The 17,492-nt window shown below is 67.2% G+C and carries 14 protein-coding genes and 1 pseudogene; 7 read left to right on the forward strand and 8 right to left on the reverse strand.

Annotated elements, in window-relative coordinates; translation table 11 throughout:
* Window positions 1-927, forward strand: a 927-nt coding sequence (locus ACFPZ3_RS61835; protein ID WP_379523770.1) for a type IV secretory system conjugative DNA transfer family protein, incomplete at its 5' end; no start/stop codon positions are given.
* A gap of 75 nt (window positions 928-1,002) precedes the next feature.
* Here ACFPZ3_RS61835 and ACFPZ3_RS61840 read toward each other — a convergent pair.
* The gene (locus tag ACFPZ3_RS61840; RefSeq protein WP_379523771.1) at window positions 1,003-1,329 is read right to left on the reverse strand and encodes a hypothetical protein; all 327 of its coding nucleotides are present in this window, start codon (window positions 1,327-1,329) and stop codon (window positions 1,003-1,005) included.
* A gap of 138 nt (window positions 1,330-1,467) precedes the next feature.
* Between ACFPZ3_RS61840 and ACFPZ3_RS61845 the strand changes: the two genes are divergently transcribed.
* The 4 genes from ACFPZ3_RS61845 (at window position 1,468) to ACFPZ3_RS61860 (ending at window position 6,029) form a co-directional block, all read left to right on the forward strand.
* The gene (locus tag ACFPZ3_RS61845; protein ID WP_379523772.1) at window positions 1,468-2,715 is read left to right on the forward strand and encodes a helix-turn-helix domain-containing protein; all 1,248 of its coding nucleotides are present in this window, start codon (window positions 1,468-1,470) and stop codon (window positions 2,713-2,715) included.
* Entirely contained in the window at window positions 2,712-3,344 is a 633-nt protein-coding gene (locus ACFPZ3_RS61850) for a 2'-5' RNA ligase family protein (protein ID WP_379523773.1), read from the forward strand. The genes ACFPZ3_RS61845 and ACFPZ3_RS61850 overlap by 4 nt, the downstream gene beginning before the upstream one ends.
* A 763-nt stretch (window positions 3,345-4,107) precedes the next feature.
* Window positions 4,108-4,956, forward strand: a complete 849-nt coding sequence (locus ACFPZ3_RS61855; protein WP_379523774.1) for a phosphotransferase — start codon at window positions 4,108-4,110, stop codon at window positions 4,954-4,956.
* A 254-nt stretch (window positions 4,957-5,210) separates the two neighbouring features.
* Window positions 5,211-6,029: a phosphotransferase gene (locus ACFPZ3_RS61860; protein WP_379523775.1), complete on the forward strand. Its 819-nt coding sequence runs from the start codon at window positions 5,211-5,213 to the stop codon at window positions 6,027-6,029.
* A 439-nt stretch (window positions 6,030-6,468) separates the two neighbouring features.
* On the opposite strand, the gene ACFPZ3_RS61865 is transcribed toward ACFPZ3_RS61860, so the two are convergent.
* The 5 genes and pseudogenes from ACFPZ3_RS61865 to ACFPZ3_RS61885 all read right to left on the reverse strand — a co-directional run bounded on the left by ACFPZ3_RS61865 (window position 6,469) and on the right by ACFPZ3_RS61885 (window position 10,208).
* A complete protein-coding gene (locus tag ACFPZ3_RS61865) occupies window positions 6,469-7,092 on the reverse strand; it encodes an aldo/keto reductase (RefSeq protein ID WP_379523797.1) in 624 nt (207 codons plus the stop codon).
* Window positions 7,058-7,522, reverse strand: a pseudogene (locus ACFPZ3_RS61870) (aldo/keto reductase); the annotation flags it as partial. The pseudogene ACFPZ3_RS61870 and the gene ACFPZ3_RS61865, both read right to left, overlap by 35 nt.
* 40 nt (window positions 7,523-7,562) lie before the next feature.
* Window positions 7,563-8,591, reverse strand: coding sequence for an aldo/keto reductase (locus ACFPZ3_RS61875; RefSeq protein WP_379523776.1), 1,029 nt, complete (start codon window positions 8,589-8,591; stop codon window positions 7,563-7,565).
* 96 nt (window positions 8,592-8,687) lie between these two features.
* Window positions 8,688-9,131, reverse strand: a complete 444-nt coding sequence (locus ACFPZ3_RS61880) for a nitroreductase/quinone reductase family protein (RefSeq protein ID WP_379523777.1) — start codon at window positions 9,129-9,131, stop codon at window positions 8,688-8,690.
* A gap of 180 nt (window positions 9,132-9,311) precedes the next feature.
* Window positions 9,312-10,208 carry an AraC family transcriptional regulator gene (locus ACFPZ3_RS61885; RefSeq protein WP_379523778.1) on the reverse strand — a complete coding sequence of 299 codons (897 nt, stop codon included), beginning with the start codon at window positions 10,206-10,208 and terminating at the stop codon, window positions 9,312-9,314.
* Window positions 10,209-11,060: 852 nt separating this feature from the next.
* Here ACFPZ3_RS61885 and ACFPZ3_RS61890 point away from each other — a divergent pair.
* Together ACFPZ3_RS61890 and ACFPZ3_RS61895 are read left to right on the forward strand one after the other, a co-directional pair.
* A complete protein-coding gene (locus tag ACFPZ3_RS61890; protein ID WP_379523779.1) occupies window positions 11,061-14,495 on the forward strand; it encodes an ADP-ribosylglycohydrolase family protein in 3,435 nt (1,144 codons plus the stop codon).
* Window positions 14,488-15,276, forward strand: a complete 789-nt coding sequence (locus ACFPZ3_RS61895; protein ID WP_379523780.1) for a carbohydrate kinase family protein — start codon at window positions 14,488-14,490, stop codon at window positions 15,274-15,276. The genes ACFPZ3_RS61890 and ACFPZ3_RS61895 overlap by 8 nt, the downstream gene beginning before the upstream one ends.
* A gap of 261 nt (window positions 15,277-15,537) precedes the next feature.
* Here the strand turns inward: ACFPZ3_RS61895 and ACFPZ3_RS61900 are convergent, their stop codons facing one another.
* The gene (locus ACFPZ3_RS61900) at window positions 15,538-15,912 is read right to left on the reverse strand and encodes a nuclear transport factor 2 family protein (RefSeq protein WP_379523781.1); all 375 of its coding nucleotides are present in this window, start codon (window positions 15,910-15,912) and stop codon (window positions 15,538-15,540) included.
* Between the two features lie 117 nt (window positions 15,913-16,029).
* The gene (locus ACFPZ3_RS61905) at window positions 16,030-17,385 is read right to left on the reverse strand and encodes a serine/threonine-protein kinase (RefSeq protein ID WP_379523782.1); all 1,356 of its coding nucleotides are present in this window, start codon (window positions 17,383-17,385) and stop codon (window positions 16,030-16,032) included.
* Between the last annotated feature and the right edge of the window lie 107 nt (window positions 17,386-17,492).

Here is a 17,492-nt window from a genome sequence, read left to right on the forward strand (position 1 = left end):
CGGCATCACACCCACGTCCTCGGCGGCACCGGCGTCGGCAAATCCACCCTGCTCGCCAACATGGTCCTGGCCGACGCCGCAGCAGGCCGAGGCGCCCTGGTCATCGACCCGAAGGGCGACCTGGTCACCGACATCCTCAACCGGCTCCCCCAACGAGCGGTCGGCAAGACCGTGGTGTTCGACCCCCAAGACCCCACACCGCCGCCCTCGATCAACATCCTCGCCGGACACGACCCCGCCTTCGCCGTCGACTCCGTCGTCACCATCTTCCACCGCTGCTTCTCCACCGCCTGGGGACCACGCGTCGACGACCTGCTCCGCTCCACCTGCCTCACCCTGACCAGCGTCCTCGGCCACAAAGCGACCCTGACCGACGTGCCCCGGCTGCTCACCGACTCGGCTTTTCGCGCCCGGATCACCTCCGGGCTCCACGATGAGCTGCTGGCCGGGTTCTGGGGGTCCTACGAAGCCCTCACCCCAGCCGGGCAGGCCACCGTCATCGGCCCGGTGATGAACAAGCTCCGCGCGGTTCTGCTTCGCCCGTTCGTCCGGCAAGCGCTGGCCAGCCCGGACACCACCGTGCCCATCGGCCGGCTCCTCGACCGAGGCGGCCTCGTCCTGGCCCGGCTGCCGAAAGGAGTCCTCGGCGACGACGCCGCACGATTGTTCGGCTCCATCCTGCTCGCCCACACCTGGCAAGCCACCACCCGCCGCTCACATCTCGCCGAATCAGACCGGCCGGATGCGTCGCTGGTGATCGACGAGTGTCACAACTTCCTGAACCTGCCCGGTCACATCAACGATGTCCTGGCCGAGGCACGCGGTTACCGGCTGTCCCTGGTGCTCGCTCATCAGCACCTCGACCAGCTCCCCGCCGAGCTTCGTCGCTTCACCATGGGTTTCTCCTCGGGGTTGATCCTTCGATGACACCGGACACAGTGGTCCGGCGTGGTACCCGGCCCGCCGAAGCCGCACGACAGCGACAGGCCGGGAGCTTCTGGGTCAGGGGTGTGGCCTGGTGGCGCGTTCCACGAGCCATGCCTGATAGGTCAGTGCGGCCATCAGGTTGACGGGGTCACCGCTGTGCACCTTCCGCACCGCGCCGGCAGTCGCCATCTCCAAGGTGAGTTCTTGGCGCGCGACGGCTGACCAGATCCAGTGACCGGCCGGGTCGAGCGCATAGCTGATGTCCCAGTTCGGGAAGGTGTTGCGCAATACCGACAGTTGACGGTCCCTCACGTCCAGCCGGAGCCATGCCTGTATGACGGCGACTCGGTCGGCGGCGTGTATGGGTCTGTCCTGGTTAGTCAGGACCATCTCAACAATCACCCGTTCCGCGCTGTTCAGGTGCCCAACTGCTGATGCACGGGTCCATCACAACTCTCAGTAACGGGGCGCGGACAGGTGCGGTTGGGGGACACTGGGGGCGGCAGGCGTGTCCCCTCCCCGGTGATGAGATGGGTCGGCATGGCAGAAAGCGGTGGTTCGCCCTGGGCCGAGCGCATACGCGATGAGCGGCGCACACGGGGTTGGTCGCAGAAGCAACTCGCGACGCACCTGTTCAAGGCCGCAGGAGCGATCACGCTGCCTGAGTTCGACTCGGTGCTGCGCCGCATCAAGGACCATGAAGCAGGCACTCGCCCGAAGGACCCTTATCCGCTGCTGTACTGCCGGGTGTTCGGCGTCGACGAGGCCGCCCTCTTCGACGGCGTCAACCCGGCCGCAGGCTCCCCGCCGACCGCTGAAGACCTCCTCGCGCACGCCGCCTGGATCGAACAGTCCAATGTCGGTGACACCACCATCAGCATGATCGACGAGGCCCGTCATCACCTAGCTGAGGGCCATACGCAAACCCCGCCCGCCCGCATGCTGGCCAGCGTGCTGCATCAACACCGCCAGGTGCGGGCGCTTCTACGCGGCGGCAAGCAGAGGCTCCGCCAGACACGCGAACTGTTCCATATCGACTCCGCCCTCCTCGCCCACGCCTGCATCCTGCTCGGCGACATGTACGACGACGAGTCGGCAGTGGTGCATGGAATGGCGGCGCTGCTGTCCGCGCAAGAGGCCGGCGCCAACGAGGCCGCCGCGTTGAGCGCCCTGGCCAAGACGGAGCGGTGGCGACGTCGGTACGCGGTCTCGGCCGACGCCGCCGCGCGCGGTTACCAGTGCAGTCCGCCTACCCCGCTGCGGATCTTGCTGGCCTGCCAGGAAGCGAACGCGGCCAGCCTGTTGGGTGACTTCGCCCGTGCGAGCGACGCACTTCAGCGGGCAGAGCAGGCCGCCGAGACAGCGGCCGATGACTCTGGAATGTCGCCCTGGTCGTGCCCTGCCTCCAGACGGGCTCTCTACGCGCTGTCGGTGGCCCTGCAGGCCAACGACCCCAGCGTGGCACTGAGAGCCGCAGCGGCAGCCGACGAGGCATGGGCGGACGGCGCCACATGGGTGACGGGAACGTGGGCGCAGGTTCGCTTCGGTGCCGGCATCGCCTGTGTCATGATGGGCGACCTCGACGCCGCCGCCGAGCAGATAACCCCGGCAATGTCTCTGCCGCCGGAGAGTCGCCTGTCCACGATCACGAACTATCTGGTCCGCTTGGATGCACGATTGGACAGCCCTAGATTTCGCGGCTCCGATAGCGTGGCCACGCTGCGCGAGCAGATCCGGACCTTCAACTCTGCCCGCGCTCTGCCTGCCGCCGTCGAGGAGGATGCGTGAGCCCGCTGCCGACCCGCATGGCCAACCGTTGGGAGCGGCGGCAAGCGCTCATGCTGCCGCCCGGGCAAGGACGGCTGTACTGGCATGTTCTTCTCGGTGAGGACCCGGCCGCGCGGGCCATCGTTCAGGAGGCTCACGACCGCCTGGCCGGGTTGCCGGGCCTCGACCTGGTGCCGCACCAGTTCATCCACCTGACCACGTTCATCGCCGGATACACCCATGAGATCACCGACCACCAGGTGAACGTGATGGCAGAGGAGGCGGCGCGGCAGCTTGCCCACATCGACCCCATCGCCGTCACGCTGGGCCGGGTGCTGTACCACCCGGAGGCGATCGTGTTGGAGGCGCGGCCAGCCGATCGGCTCCGGCCGCTGCTGGAAGCGGCGAAGTTCGCGACGCGCGCGGCGACGGGCCGCAATGGAGTGCTCGCGCACGACGCATGGGTTCCGCACGTCACGGTGGCGTACAGCAGCGCGGATGGGCCATCCGCTCCCATCATCGGGGCGCTCGGCAAGCGGCTGCCCGATCGCGAGGTCACCATCCGCAGTATCCAACTCGTCAATCAGGACGGGCCCGAGACAGTATGGGACTGGCGCCCACTGGCAGAGATACGTCTCGGCGCACCCTAATTCAAACTGGCCTGCATGGGACGTCCAGCACCATGCCAGGCCATCCCAAGCCAAGTAGGCAGGCTTACCAGTCGCGACTCAGGCGAACATCCCCTTTACGGTGGAGCCGCTGGCCAACGTAGTCCCACCCCCATACCTCGTCCCACCCCCATACCTCAACCGCACCAGCGATGAAGCCCTTCCAGTAAGGCAACGGTGACGGGGGGAGCTCGGGGATGCGTACGCGACCTGCGGTCCGGCGCAGGTCCGAGGCTCAGCTGCCGGATGATTCTTTGGGTACACGGTCCTTTCGGCAGCCTTCAGCCGAGCTGCTCCGCTAGTCCGACGATGAGGCCCTCGGGGCCGCGGATGTAACAGAGCCGATAGGTGTCTTCGTACTGCTCCAGCTCGCCGACGAGTTCGGCGCCGTGGGTGCGCAGGCGGGCAATGACGTCCTCTGATTTTGCCGGTGACTAGCGGCAGCGTTTGCCTGTCAGTTTCGACAGCACTCGGGGGCGGATCGAGCCGGGAATATCGGTGAGAAGTAGCAGCACCCAGAGACTCCGCGAGGAGGCCCAGCACGCTCGGCGCGTGGGCTCTAGCGCACGCGCGGTTCCGTAGCGAAGGGTGCGCCGCAGGGCGTCCGAGGAGATGGCGGGCGCGCCGTTGTCGCCGACCCGGCCCGCCTCGGGCGCGAACTCATCCAGCATCTGGTCGTGGGCTTTGGGATCATGTCTGTACTCGCTGCGGCGGACCGAGCCGTTGGCCTCTACCCCCAAGGAAAATGAACTCTTTCACCTACGTCGAGTCATCCGAGTCCCATCCCGAGATCCCGCTCGTCGGCGGTGACGTCACCGAGGGAGTCGTGCGGGTCGGCGACACCGTGCGCCGCTCGATCGGCCCCAGCTCCCCGCTTGTCCACGCGCTGCTGCGCCATCTGGAGGCCACCGGTTTCCCGGGCGCGCCGCGATTCCTCGGCATCGACACGGCCGGGCGCGAGGTGCTGACCTTCGTTCCCGGTGAGGTCGCCGGACGGCCGAGGCCGCCATGGATCGCCGACGAGGAACGGCTGGCCTCCGTCGGGCGCCTCGTACGCGATTATCATGCCGCTGTCGCGGATTTCGTTGTGCCCGACGGGGTGCAGCCCGGGCTCGGGGTGTCGATGCCGCCGGACATGCCGCCGGCGCCGCCGTACCCGGTCGAGTTGGTTGGGCACGCCGACTACACGCCGGACAACATCGTGTTCCGGGACGGTAAGGCAGCCGCGTTGATCGACTTCGACCTCGCCAAGCCAACCACCCGGGTAGATGAGGTGGCCAACGCGATGATGTGGTGGGCGCCGCTGTGCGACCCCGTCGATGCCGACCCTCTGCTGCGGGAGGTGGACGTGCCGCGCCGCTGCCGGATTCTGGCTGACGCCTACGGGTTGGCGGATGCCGACCGTTCCCGGCTCGTAGAGGTGTTCACGTTGCGGACCCGGCGGGCGTGGTTCTCGATGAGGCAGATCGCCGAGGAGCGGGGCGGTGGCTGGGCGAGGATGTGGGATGAGGGCGTCGGCGACGAGATCAAGCGGCGCGAGGCCTGGCTGGATCGCCACGGCGCGGCCATAGACGCGGCGCTGAAAGCACCGTAACCCCGGCAGAGCCACGGCCACCGTGAGAGGGTGTCTCGAAACCTGACGAACGATCTTGATTGAAGTCCAAGAGATCTGGGCCCGCCCGGTCGGCGCCCTCTCAGCGGCGCTCGACCACCACCGCCGTCTGAGCCGCACCGGTCGGAGGCAGCGGGTGACACGGCTCGCTGCCGTAATTCAGTCGAGGTGAATGATCTTCGCGTCTACAGTGGAGTCGTTGTCCCCATGGTGTACGCAAGATCAAGGAGGACGGCTTGGAGGCATCGAAACTCCACCGGGCCATTGAGGCCGGACGGGCGACAGCTGCCGCACTGGGCCTTCAAGTCGACGATGCGGCCCTTATCACCAACTCCGACCGCATCACGTTGCGCCTGCTCCCCTGCGATGTTTTCGTCCGGGTCTCACTCGCGGCGCATCTGGCCGGCATGGAGTTCGAAGTGGAGATCGCCCGGCGTCTGGCCGAGGCCGGCGGCCCGGTGGCCGAGCTGGACCCTCGGGTCGAACCCCGCGTCTATGAACGTGACGACTTCACCGTTTCCCTCTGGACCTACTACGAACCCGTGGGATCGGAGATCGCGCCGGCCCTGTACGCCGATGCGCTCGAGCGGTACCACGCCGCCCTGCGCCAGATCGATCTGGAGGCATCGGACCTCACCGATCGGGTCGCGGGCGCGCTGAATGAGGTGAGGGACAGGAAGCAGACACCGGAGCTGTCCGATCCCGACCGGGAGCTTCTCAGCAGCACGCTCAGCAACCAGAGCGCCCTGATCAGTGGCGGGAAACAGCTGCTGCACGGCGAGCCGCATCCGGGCAACCTGCTCAACACGAGGAGAGGACCGCTCTTCGTGGACCTCGCGACATGCTGCCGCGGCCCGATCGAGTTCGACCTCGCCCATGCCCCTGAAGAGGTCGCGGAACACTATCCGGAGGCCGACCACGACCTGGTTCGCCAGTACCACACCCTCATGTGGGCGCTGATCTCGACCTGGCGCTGGCGACGGGACGACCAGTTTCCCGACCGGTCCTACTGGAGGGTGGAGGCCCTCAACCGGGTCCGGGCCGGACTTACCTGATCAGGAGGAGCAGCAGCCGTCCCCGGCAGCACGCGACGTTGTCGGCGGCGGGGTGCGCCAAGTCGTTCTTTAACAAAGGCGGCGGGGAAGAGCCGCGGGGTCAGCTCGCCATCAGGTGCGGTAGCGGCGGGCGGCGGTGTCCGGGCTGACATCCAGAACTGCGGCGATTTCGTCCCAGGTGGCACCGGCCGCTCGGTCGGCGGTGACGGCAGCGGCCAGGACGGCGCGGGCGTGGGCGAGCAGGGGCAGAGCGGTGGCGGTGTAGCCGGCGATCGGCCCAGGTTTCCAGCCGGTCTGTTGAGTGGGCGCAGCGAGGTCCTCCGCGTGCAGGTCGAGGGCCAGTTTCCCGGCTGCCTGAGCAAGATGCTTAAGTGCAGCACCCCTGGCTCGTCATGTGATGACCGGCAGTCAGGTCGAGCACCATCTCCCGGACTCGGGCCTATCGGGCTCGGGAGGCGACGCCCTTGACGGTGACGCCGCGTTGCTGGTAGTCGACCGCCACGTGTTTGAGGACGTCGGCCGGGAAGTTCAGGTGTGGCGTGGTGAGTGCGTCCAGCTTGGTGAGCTTCTCGTCGGGGATCGAGACGTCGAGGCTGGCCAGGTTGGCGTCGAGCTGCGCGGCGGTGCGGACGCCGATGATGGTGGACGTCACCGGCTGCTGCTGGTGTACCCAGGCGAGGGCGAGGGCGACGGCGGCGATCGATGCCCCCAGGCCGTCCGTGATGCGCTGAAGCGCTTCCACGACAGTGAACGTCCGCTCGGTCAGCCGCGATGCGACGTGGTGGGGCCGGTTCGAGCCGGGCGGTGCCTGATCGTCCCGTGTGTACTTGCCGGAAAGCAGGCCGTTGGCGAGGGGGCTCCACGGGGTGACGCCGAGCCCGAACGCGCGAGCCGCGCCGAACAGTTCTCCTTCGACGGTACGCTCCAGCAGGGAGTACTCGACCTGGATCGCCGCCACGCCCGTCCAGCCGCGGAAGCCGGCGATGGTGGCGGCGTGCGCGACGGCCCAGGCAGGGCGTGTAGGACAACCCGATGTAACGGATCTTCCCAGCGCGAACCAGATCGTCGAGGGTCGACATCGTCTCTTCCACCGGAGTGTGCTGGTCGAAGTTGTGCTGCCAGTAGAGGTCGATGTAGTCGGTACCCAGCCGGCGCAGCGAGCCCTCGACCTGGTGGAGGATCGCCTTGCGCCCGGTACCGCCGCCATTGGGGTCGCCGGGGAATAGGTTGGCGGCGAACTTGGTAGCGATGACCCGCCGGTCACGCAGGCCTTTATGGTTGGCGAGATACGCGCCGATGACCTCCTCGGAGCGCCCCTGGGAGTAGCCGTTGGCGGTGTCGATGAAGTTGCCACCAGCCGCTATGTATCGACCAATCAGCTCGTGCGAGGTGCCCTCGTCGGTGCCGGGGACCTCACTGGTCATCGCGTCGAGGCAGGGCGGGCTCTTGCGCAGGCCGGTGGCGCCGAGTGTGCGGTACGAGTCCAAGGACATCGTCAATGTCGCCTTTCGGTGGGTGGAACGTACCGGTCCGTCAGACTGCGGAGCGCTCGGCGACCGGGCGGCGGCGCAGGTTCACGTGCGAGATGGCCGGCGGGGTGTAGGACACGTCGTTGGGGCCGGCGTCGGTGCCGGGCGGAGCGATCTCGTCGATCCGGTCGAGGATCTCGTCGTCCAGGGTGACGTCGGCGCCGACCAGCAGATCGTCGAGTTGTTGCATGGTGCGCGGCCCGATGATCGCAGAGGTGACGCCCGGGTGGGCGATCGCGAAGGCCATCGCGAGGTGGGTCATCGGCAGGCCGGCCTTCTCGGCGAGCGGGATGAGCTGTTCGACAACGTCGAGTTTGCGCTGGTCGGTGAAGTGCTGCGGCATGCCGCCGGATCGGTGGGTGTCCGTCTGCTGCCCCTTGCGGTAGCGGCCGGTGAGCAGGCCCTGGCCCAGCGGGCTCCAGACCAGGGTGCCCATCCCGTAGCGCTGACAGACCGGCAGCACCTCGCGTTCGATGCTCCGGTTGACGATCGAGTACGGTGGCTGCTCGGTCCGGAAACGCTCCAGACCGCGCCGCTCGGCGACCCACTGCGCCTCGACGATCTGCGAGGCGGGGAAGGTCGACGCACCGATCGCCCGCACCTTGCCGCTGCGGACCAGGTCGGACAGGGCTGACAGCGTCTCCTCCACGTCGACCGCCGGGTCAGGGCGGTGGATCTGGTAGAGGTCGAGGTGGTCGGTCTGCAGGCGGCGTAGGGAGTTTTCGACGGCGGTCATGATCCAGCGCCGTGAGTTACCCCGGTGGTTCGGATCGTCGCCCATCGGATAGTGCACCTTGCTGGCCAGCACGACGTCGTCGCGGCGGCCCTTGAGTGCCTTGCCGACGATCACCTCGGATTCGCCGGCGGAGTACACGTCGGCGGTGTCGACGAAGTTGATCCCTGCGTCCAGGGCCCTGTGGATGATCCGGATCGAGTTGTCGTGGTCGGGGTTGCCCATGGCCCCGAACATCATGGTGCCCAGGCAGTACGGGCTGACCTCGATTCCGGTCCGGCCCAGCGTGCGGTGCTTCATGATTCCCCCTTGGAATCGTTCGTGGAGCGTTCGGTGAGTGATCGGCATGGTGCGCTGGGCCCTGTGGTGGGGTGCGGCGTCGCCGATCACTGAGGACTATTCGAACGTCGGTTGCGTCCGCAACCGCTCGTCGTCGAACACGATCTCGACCAGCGGGCTGTGCGCGAGCCACTCGTCGAGGCTCTGACGGCGGCTGACCCGCGCCGCAATCTCGGGCCGGTTCTGCAGGTCGAGGACCGCGGTGATCACTCGCTGTCGTATCGGTTCGTCCACCGGCATTGCGGTCGCGGGCAGGTCGGCCTGGACCCCGTGCTTGAGATGCACGACGAACCGCGGATTGGCCCGCACGTTCGCGTACCAGCTGCGCGGCATGGGCATGCCGGTCAGGTACCAGCAACCGTCCACGTGGTGGAACCAGATCTCGATACGACGCGGCAGGCCGCTGCGTGCGCCCAGGGTCGTGATGTCGATCGTGCGCTCGGCCGCGGAGGAGTCCGGCCCGATGGCGAGGGCGCGGGCGATGGCTACGTTCAGAGTCACAGCGCGGTTTGCCGCTCGTCGTCGAGGGGCATGTCGCCGTTCATTACCGGCCTTCCGCTTGGTGGTGATTGTCCCGGAATCCGTAGCTCGTTCCGGTACATCCATGCAAGCAACGAGGCGAGCGCCGGGCCTTCACGATCCTTTCGCGTGGTTGCACAATCCTCTTCGCTCAGGTGGGAGTCACGGCAGCGCGGCCGCAGCGGGACCGGCTCCACCCCGCAGGCGCACCGCGTCGACGCTGGGCGGAGCACCGAACTGGCGCCGGTACTCCCGGCTGAACTGGGAGGGGTTGTCGTACCCGACGCGCTGACCGACGCCGGTGACGTCGTTCGGATGGTTCGCCAGCAGCAACCTCGCCGCCTGCAGCCGGATCTGCTTCTGGAACTGGATCGGGCTCATCGCCGTCACCACCTGGAAGTTCCTGTGGAAAGCGGAGACACTCATTCCCGAAAGTTGTGCCAGCTCCTCGACCCGGAACGGCTGGGTGTAGTTCTCCCGGATCCACCGCACAGCACGTTCAATGTGGCTCAGGCTGCTGTCCGCGAGGCCGAGCTGACGGACGGCCTCACCCTGTTCGCCAGTCATCAACCGCCAGAGGATCTCCCGCTTGACCAGCGGGACGAGCGCCTTCCGGTCCCCTGGCCGGTCGAGCAGGCGCAGCAGCCGTACGACCGCGTCGAGCAACTCCTCCGGGGCGTCACTGACCGCGATGCCCGGCGGTGCGGTGCCGGACCGCGGCGGCTCCCCCGGTCCGGTCTGCAGCAGCAGCTCCGCGATGACGGCAGGTTCCAGGGTCATCCCGAAACCGAGTGAGGGGTCGGTGGTGTCGACGAAATGCCCCGTCACCGGGAGGTCGACCGAAGCGACGAGGTACTGGCCGGCACCGTACTCGTAGACGCGGTCTCCCAGCGCCAGACGCTTGCTGCCCTGAGCGATGACCGCCAGCACAGTGCCGGACATCGAGGACTCCGGCGAAACGGCGTGGTCGACCTTACAGACCCGGACGCCGTCGATGGCAGTGGTCAAGCCGGGCCGCGCATGCCGTTCCAGCAGGTCACGAAACTCGTCCAAAGACATGTCACTATTGCAGCACGCAAGCCGTCGACAGCCAGAGGAAGGTGCACGAACACGAGTCCACGCTGACCAGGGACAAGTCCACCTCACCCCGCTTCGCGGCTTCCGCGATCAAGCCCTCCAGCAGGGCGTTTCAGGACGGGCGGGCAGTGGCGGGAGATGCCGAAGGAGTTCGGTGCCTGGCCGACAGTCCACAACCGCTTCCGGCAGTGGAGGGACGCCGGTGTCTTCGAAGCCCTATCACGCCCTCCAACTGCTGCCGCAGCCGCTCGGGGTAAGGGCCGAACCTACCGATCGGCAGGCAGGGCTCGATGAACTCCCACTCCACGTCCGTCAGTTGCACCCGCGTCACGCAAGACGATCTGCCGGATCAGGCCCCGAGACGAGGGCGGATCCCGCAGATTGATCACAACCAAATACGCGCCCTAGGTCGTCGACAAGGATGAGGACGTTGTCCATCCGCTGAAGCGCCATGCTGGGTCTCCTTAGTGTGATACGGCCGCGCCTGCCCCTGAGCTCAGGCAGGTGTGGACACCTGCTGACTCATCTCCCCTTTCGCATCCTGACGCGCGCCCAGCCTCGGTGATTTATGAGTTTGGCCTGCTTCGTCCGGCATGACGGCGATGCAATTTGCTGACCGTTGTTTAACACACCACCAGGCTCGGGTTCTTGATTGCGCCGTTGTTATGCGGAGTGTGCTGACAAGGTGGATGTCCTACGTCTCGCCGGTGTAGAACGAAGGCGACGGTTTGGCGCGGGAATCGGTCAGCCGTGCGGGCGTTGATCGTGAAGCTTCGTGTCCTTACCTCATCTCTCGGGGAACCACATGCGAGTCGCACACATGGCGAGCTGACCGTGCCGATCTTCGAGGAGGGGCCGGCCAGGTCGGTGGTGGCGCATGACCGGTCGCTGGATCTGTTCGCGAACCGTTTCGAGTTGACCCGGCAGGTCGTCTCACTGATCAACGAGGATCCACCCGCGGAGCGGATCCTCTACTTGCATGGGCTTGGCGGTAACGGCAAGTCGTTGCTCCTGCGGCATCTGGAGAAGCGCTGCTGTCTGCGTACCAGCCGGTGGGCGAGTGTTCGTGGAGCGTCCGATGGCCAACTGCTGGAGCGCCTGGCCGAGCATGGTGAGCAGGTGCCGACGGCCAGGATCGATTTCGGGGCCCGGCCGGCCGGCGAGAACCGCCCGCAGGAGGCGTTCTCGGCGCTGTTCATGCTCAAGCGCCAGCTCGCCCGGCACGGGATCAAGACGCCTCGCTTCGACTTCGCCGCCATCACCTACCTGCACAAGCTGGGCTTCGACATCGCCCACCGAGTGCCCGAGCTGTTCCCGCACGGCGAGGTCAGCATCGCGATGGAGATCGCCGACGCCGTGCTGACGCTGCCGGTCCTGCGGGTCGGCCAGCAGCTGTTCCAGATGGTCAACTCGCGAATGGACGAGGTGTTCTCCCGCAGGAAGTTGCAACGCCGCATCCCCCAACAGGACGCGGAGCAGATCCTGTCTCTAGTGCCCGAACCAGACCTGCTGCACGAGTTGCCGCGTCTGTTCGCCAAGGACCTCAACGACGCGGCCGCCGATCATGCGCGGATCGTGTTGCTGTTTGACACCCACGAGGCGTTCTTCGGCGAGGCGATCGGCGATGCCGACAGCCTGATCCATGCCGACAAGCTGATGCGCGATGAATGGCTGCGCTGTCTGCTCGGCCATCTCGACCTGGGGGCCGGGATCGTGGCCATCCTGGCGGGTCGTACCCGCCCGCCATGGCCTGCCGCTCCCGTCTTTCCGATTCCGGAACGCTATGTCGATCATCGGTTGGTCGGCCATCTTTCCAGCGCTGATGCGGCACAGTATCTGAGTCTGGCCGGTGTCGCCGAGCCGGCGCTGCGCGAGGCGCTGGTCGGGTATGCCTCCACCGCCCCGGACGAGGTACACCCCTACTTCCTTGGCTTGTGCGCCGATGTGGCCCTGGCAGCCGGATCGCGGCTGCGTCCAACCGAGTTCACGACGCTGGTGGACAAGGAACGCGACCTGGCCCGCCGGCTGCTGCAGTGGACACCGCCCGAGGCCGAGTACGGCATCCTCGCCGTCAGCGCTTGCCGCGCCTTCTCCGCCGAGACCTTCCGCCATCTTGGCCAGGTCCTGGACTTCCCCGCGGACCGTGGCGCGTTTGGCAAGCTGATCGCCTTCTCCTTCATTTCTCCGCTGCGGGGCGGCACCTCCAGCGGCACCGGCGCCTACACCATGCACAACATCCTTCGCCGATCGCTGCGAAACGTCCGTCCGTCCGAGGTTCGCAAGGCCCATAAGGCGCTGACCGAGCATTACGGGGAGCGGCAGGAGTTCACCGCCGAACTGGAGGCCGCCTACCACCTGAGTCAGCTCGACCCCTCGCAGGGCGTCACCGCCTGGGTGACGCTGATGGATCGCAGCCTTGCCACCGGCCGCTTCGACCGATGTCGGGCCCTGGCCGGCCTGCTCAGCGAGCTCCGGATCGAGCGGGATGAGGATCGCGGGCGCTGCCTGTATCGGGTGGCGCGCGCCTACCTGGGTCTGGGCCGCTGGAACCAGGCCGACGCTCTGGTGGACGGCCTGCCTCAAGGGTCCGCGCACGCCGAACTGGTCCGCGCGGAGGTGGCGTTCTGCCGGGGCGACTTCGAGCGGGCCGAAGCGCTGGCACAAGCCGCGCTTTCCCTGGCCGAAGGGAACGCCCGGCAAGGTTTCCTGTTCCGGCTGGCAGAGATCGAGCTGTACTGCGGGCGCTTCGCCGACGGCCGTCAGCACGCCACCGAGGGCATGAACACGGCAGCCGATCCCACCCCATGGACCAAACTCCTGGGCGAGATCGAATACTTCTCCGGCAACGTGGACCGCGCCAGCGACCTCATCAACCAGGCGCTACAAGACGTCGCCGCCCGCCCCACCAGCATGCGCGACCAGGCCCTGCACGCCAGCCTGCTGCAGGACGCTGCCCTGGTCGCCGAAGCCACCGGCACCTGGCAGATCGCGCTGGACAGCCAGAACAAGGCACTCTCCATCCGCAAAGCGTCCGAAGACGCTCGCGGGGTCGCTCAATCCCTGCACGGGCTGGGCAAAGCTCAATGCGGTCTCGGCCTGTTGAAGGAGGCCACCCAAAGCCTGTCCGAGGCCGGCCGCGTCGCCCAGGACCTCGGCGACGGACTGCTGGCGGCCAAGGTCACCCACAGCGAGGCCGACGTACGCCAGGCCAGCGGCGACCACTCCGGCGCTCGGCAGCTGACCCTGCAGGCGCTGGCCGAGTTCGAACACCACGGCACCCCCTACGACGTAGCCTCCGCCTGCCTGTCCCTCGCCCACCTCGCCCACGGTCGCGAACGCGTCCGCTACGCCGACCGCGGACGACACGCCATCTCCCAGAACGGATTCGGCGTCCTGGAACGCCTGTTCCCCGACCAGGCCGTCCCACCCGCCCAACGCATCCTCAACGGACTCACCGGCTTCTCCTGCGGCGACGCACTCGGCGTGCCCTGGGAAGGGACGCCACCCCACGACATCGCCCTCACCGACACGCTCACCCCACGCGAGCACTGGCCGACCGGCAGCACCTCAGACGACACCGAGCAACTCATCCTGCTAGCCCAGAACCTAATCGACACCGGCGGCTCCGAACGCGCCTTCCTCACCGCCCTCGCCGCCGCACTGCCCAGCATGCGCGGCGCCGGCCCCACTACCCGGCGCGCCGTCGCCCGGTTCGAAGCAACAGGATCGCCGCTGGCCGAAGGCGGAGCAACCAACGGAGCCATGATGCGCGTCCTGCCGATCGGATGGGTGCTCCCCGCCACTGACACCGAGCGCCGCCGCGACCTCGTGACCAGGATGACGAGCACCACCCATGCCCACCCGACCGCCATCGCCGCCGCCTGCGCCGTGGCCGCCATGGGATCTTGGGCCCTCGAAGGGTGCCCTGCCAAGGAGCTCATCGCCGTCGCTCACGAAGAACTCGATCACTTCGGTATCCGCCCTGCCCAACGATGGGAACCGGACCCAAGCGGGGTGTCTCTCGAGGTCATGGATACCTTGGGGGCAATCCTGCACGTACTCAGCCTCCACCAGGAACCAGTCGCCGCGATGCGGTATGCGGTCGGCCTCGGTGGGGACACTGACACCGTGGCCGCAATCATCGGAGGCATCCTCAGCTGCCGCCAAGACGCGCTGGACATCCCCTGGCAACCGCAAGTCACCCTGCCGGCGTCACTGGACGCCCTCGCGTACGGACTGCGGGCCATGAGACATGCCTCGTATGCCTGATTTTTGGATCATCGGCCCCATCGCCTGGGACCTCGCCCTGTACGTTGACCACCTCCCCGCCAGCGGCCACTTCGTCCAAGCCAGCGACAGCGCCGAACGCCCTGGCGGAACCGGAGCCAACGTCGCCGTCGCACTCAGCCAAGCCGGCGGGACCGTCCACATGGTCGGCTACATCGGAGCCGACGCCGCCGGCCAGAAGATGACCAACACACTGGCCACCTCCGGCGTCGACGTTCACCACGTACAGACCCTGCCCGGACACACCTCCTCCGTGGTCCTGCTCATCGAACCCAATGGCGAACGCACCATCATCGGCATCCAGCCCGACCTGCTGCACACCATCGCGATCCCCACCACCGCCATAGCCCCAGGAGACATCGTCTACTTCGCCGCCTGGCACGACACCTTCACCCCCGCCGCGCAAGCCCTCGCCGGCAACGGAACCCTCGTTACCAGCGTCCCGCCAGGCACCCTTCCCGCCATGCGCTACCTGATCGGCTCCCGCAACGACTTCTCCACCATCCCGGCCAATACCACCGCCATCGTGACCGAAGGCGCCAAAGGCGTGACCGTGCACTCCTGCGGCAACAGCCAGCATTACCCGGCTGCCCCCGCAGACGTGGTCGACGTGACCGGTGCGGGCGACGCCTTCGCCGCCGGACTCCTCTGGGGCATCGCCCAAGGACAACACCTTGATCAAGGCGTACGTCGCGGCCTCATCTGGGCCGCCCAGACTGTAGCAACGAAGTCCTCGATGCCCGGCCAAGGAGCCCCGCCATGACCCCCGCTCGAACGCACCCTTGCCAGCGCCCTCACCGAGGTCGTCACCAGGCTGGACCATAGCGACGACGACGCCATCACGCCCGAGGCCACGATGAAGGTGCTCGAACCGGTGGTAACCCTCCTCCAGTACCTCCCCGGGCAGGACCTACAAGCCCTCGCCGACCTCATCAATCAGTTCGCGCACCAGGAAACCGACCCCGAGCGGCAGCTGACGGCCCGGGAAGCGCCCGAAACCCCTGGGATTCCTGGCCTGAGGGCATCACTGCTCAACGCGACCAGTCAAAGTGCCCTGATGAAAGTAGACGCGCCAGCCAGCCTCCGTCAGGCGCCATAGAGAGCTCCGCCATGCCCGGCGCCCCTGATTGTCAGCAAAGTACGTCAGGTGAACGATCCCCTGAGCCAGCACGACTCCCGACATCTTGCTGACCGTGACCGGTGACTCCGGAGCCACCGATACCGCCATCACCGTGAGGATCGACTCCGCGTCCCACCAGCGCCCAGTGGCTCCGATCTCGGTGAACTCCGGATCCAGAAGCTCTCGAACAAGGGCCGGAGAAGCACGCACCTCAGGATCGAGAAGCCGCAACTCACCATCGATGGCCGCTTGCACTGCCCGCTTATTCTCGTCCGTCATGCACGGATCCTACGAACACGCCTCGCTCCAGGCACAGCGGATCGCCGAGATCACCGGGCGCTTCGGCTGGCCAAACCGGCATCCGACGCTGACCGGATCGTGCGGGCGTGCGGGCGATCATGATCGTGTCCGACATCTGACCGTTTCGCGGCGATCGGGGCGCTGCGAGATCCAGGCCGACCCGACAGCGACGAGGACGACGATGCTGATCAAGGCCAGCGACACTGTCGCGGACTCTCGCCCGGAGAGCTTCATCGCGTTCCGGAAGATCTCGCCAGCGCCATGGAAGGCGAAAGCAGTCGCGCCACAGCCGAAGACGAGCCCGGCGACACCAACGACAGCGGTGACGGTCTTGCCGACGTTCGCCGGCAGGAACCGCGCGAAACCGGCGCACACCAAGCCGGCGAGAACGACATCGGCAACGGCGGCGATCAATACGGCGAGGCTGACCACAGCGTTGTCCCCGTAGTGCTCGAAGTGCTCCCACGTCTCGCCAGCATCGGGGAGTCCAGCGACACCGAGCGCCGATATGACCGCCATCGCCGTCATGACCACCATCAGCGCGGCAACGCCTAAGGGCTGCCACTTCTTCGGCCGGGCCGACAGGATCTTGGTGTCGCGCCGCACGCGGACTGTGGTTGCGGGCTGCTCACCTGCAATGTCACCCGCCATGGCCAGGGCTTCGTCGACCGTCGGCCTACAGCCTGGGTCCTTGTCCAGCAGCCGGGTGATGAGCAGCGTGAGCGGCCCGGTTCGCTGCGGCGCCGGGGCCTCCTCCAGAAGCACTGCGGCCAACGTCGCTTCCTGGCTATCGCGGCGGAACGGTGAGACCCCCTCGACGGCCTGGAAAAGGGTCACGCCGAGAGAGAACAGATCCCCGGCGGGAAGGCCGTCGCTGCCGCGCAACCGCTCGGGCGCCGTGTACTCCGCCGAGCCGATGAACATCCCGGTGGCGGTCAGCGCGGTGTCGGTGGAGTGGATCGCTGTCCCGAAGTCGGTGAGCAGAACCTTCCCGCTCCCGGCGAGCATGACGTTGGCCGGTTTGATGTCGCGGTGCACGACACCTTCCCGGTGCGCTGCGCCGATCGCCGTCAGCAGTGCCACGGCGACTGCCACGGCCCTGCCCACCGGAAGAGGTCCGTGCTGCCTGACGTGCTCGCTCAGCGAGCAGCCGTCGACCAGTTCCATGACGATCCAGGGAAGGCCCTCGTCGATGACGACGTCGTGGATCGCGACGATGCCGTCGTGCTTGCGCAACCGGGCGGCATTGCGGGCCTCGCGCATGGCGCGCGCCAGCCGCTCGGCTCGCTCGGTTTCCGGCATCCCCGGCGGCAGTCGCAGTTCCTTGATCGCAACGTCCACGTCGAGAGTGTCATCGCGAGCCCGCCAGACTCGCCCGAAACCACCGGACCCCAGTTCGGCGGCAAGTCGGTAGCGGCCGCCGACCACGTCACCGGCCAGCCTCGAAGTCATGCCCCGTCTCCTGCCATCGTGCTGGCACGAACAGTTGATCAGGGTACAGCCACCATCATCTGTACGGTTACCACTTGAATCGCACGTCGATCACTTCCGGGTGGCGC

The sequence above is a fragment of the Nonomuraea insulae genome (genome assembly GCF_042656245.1).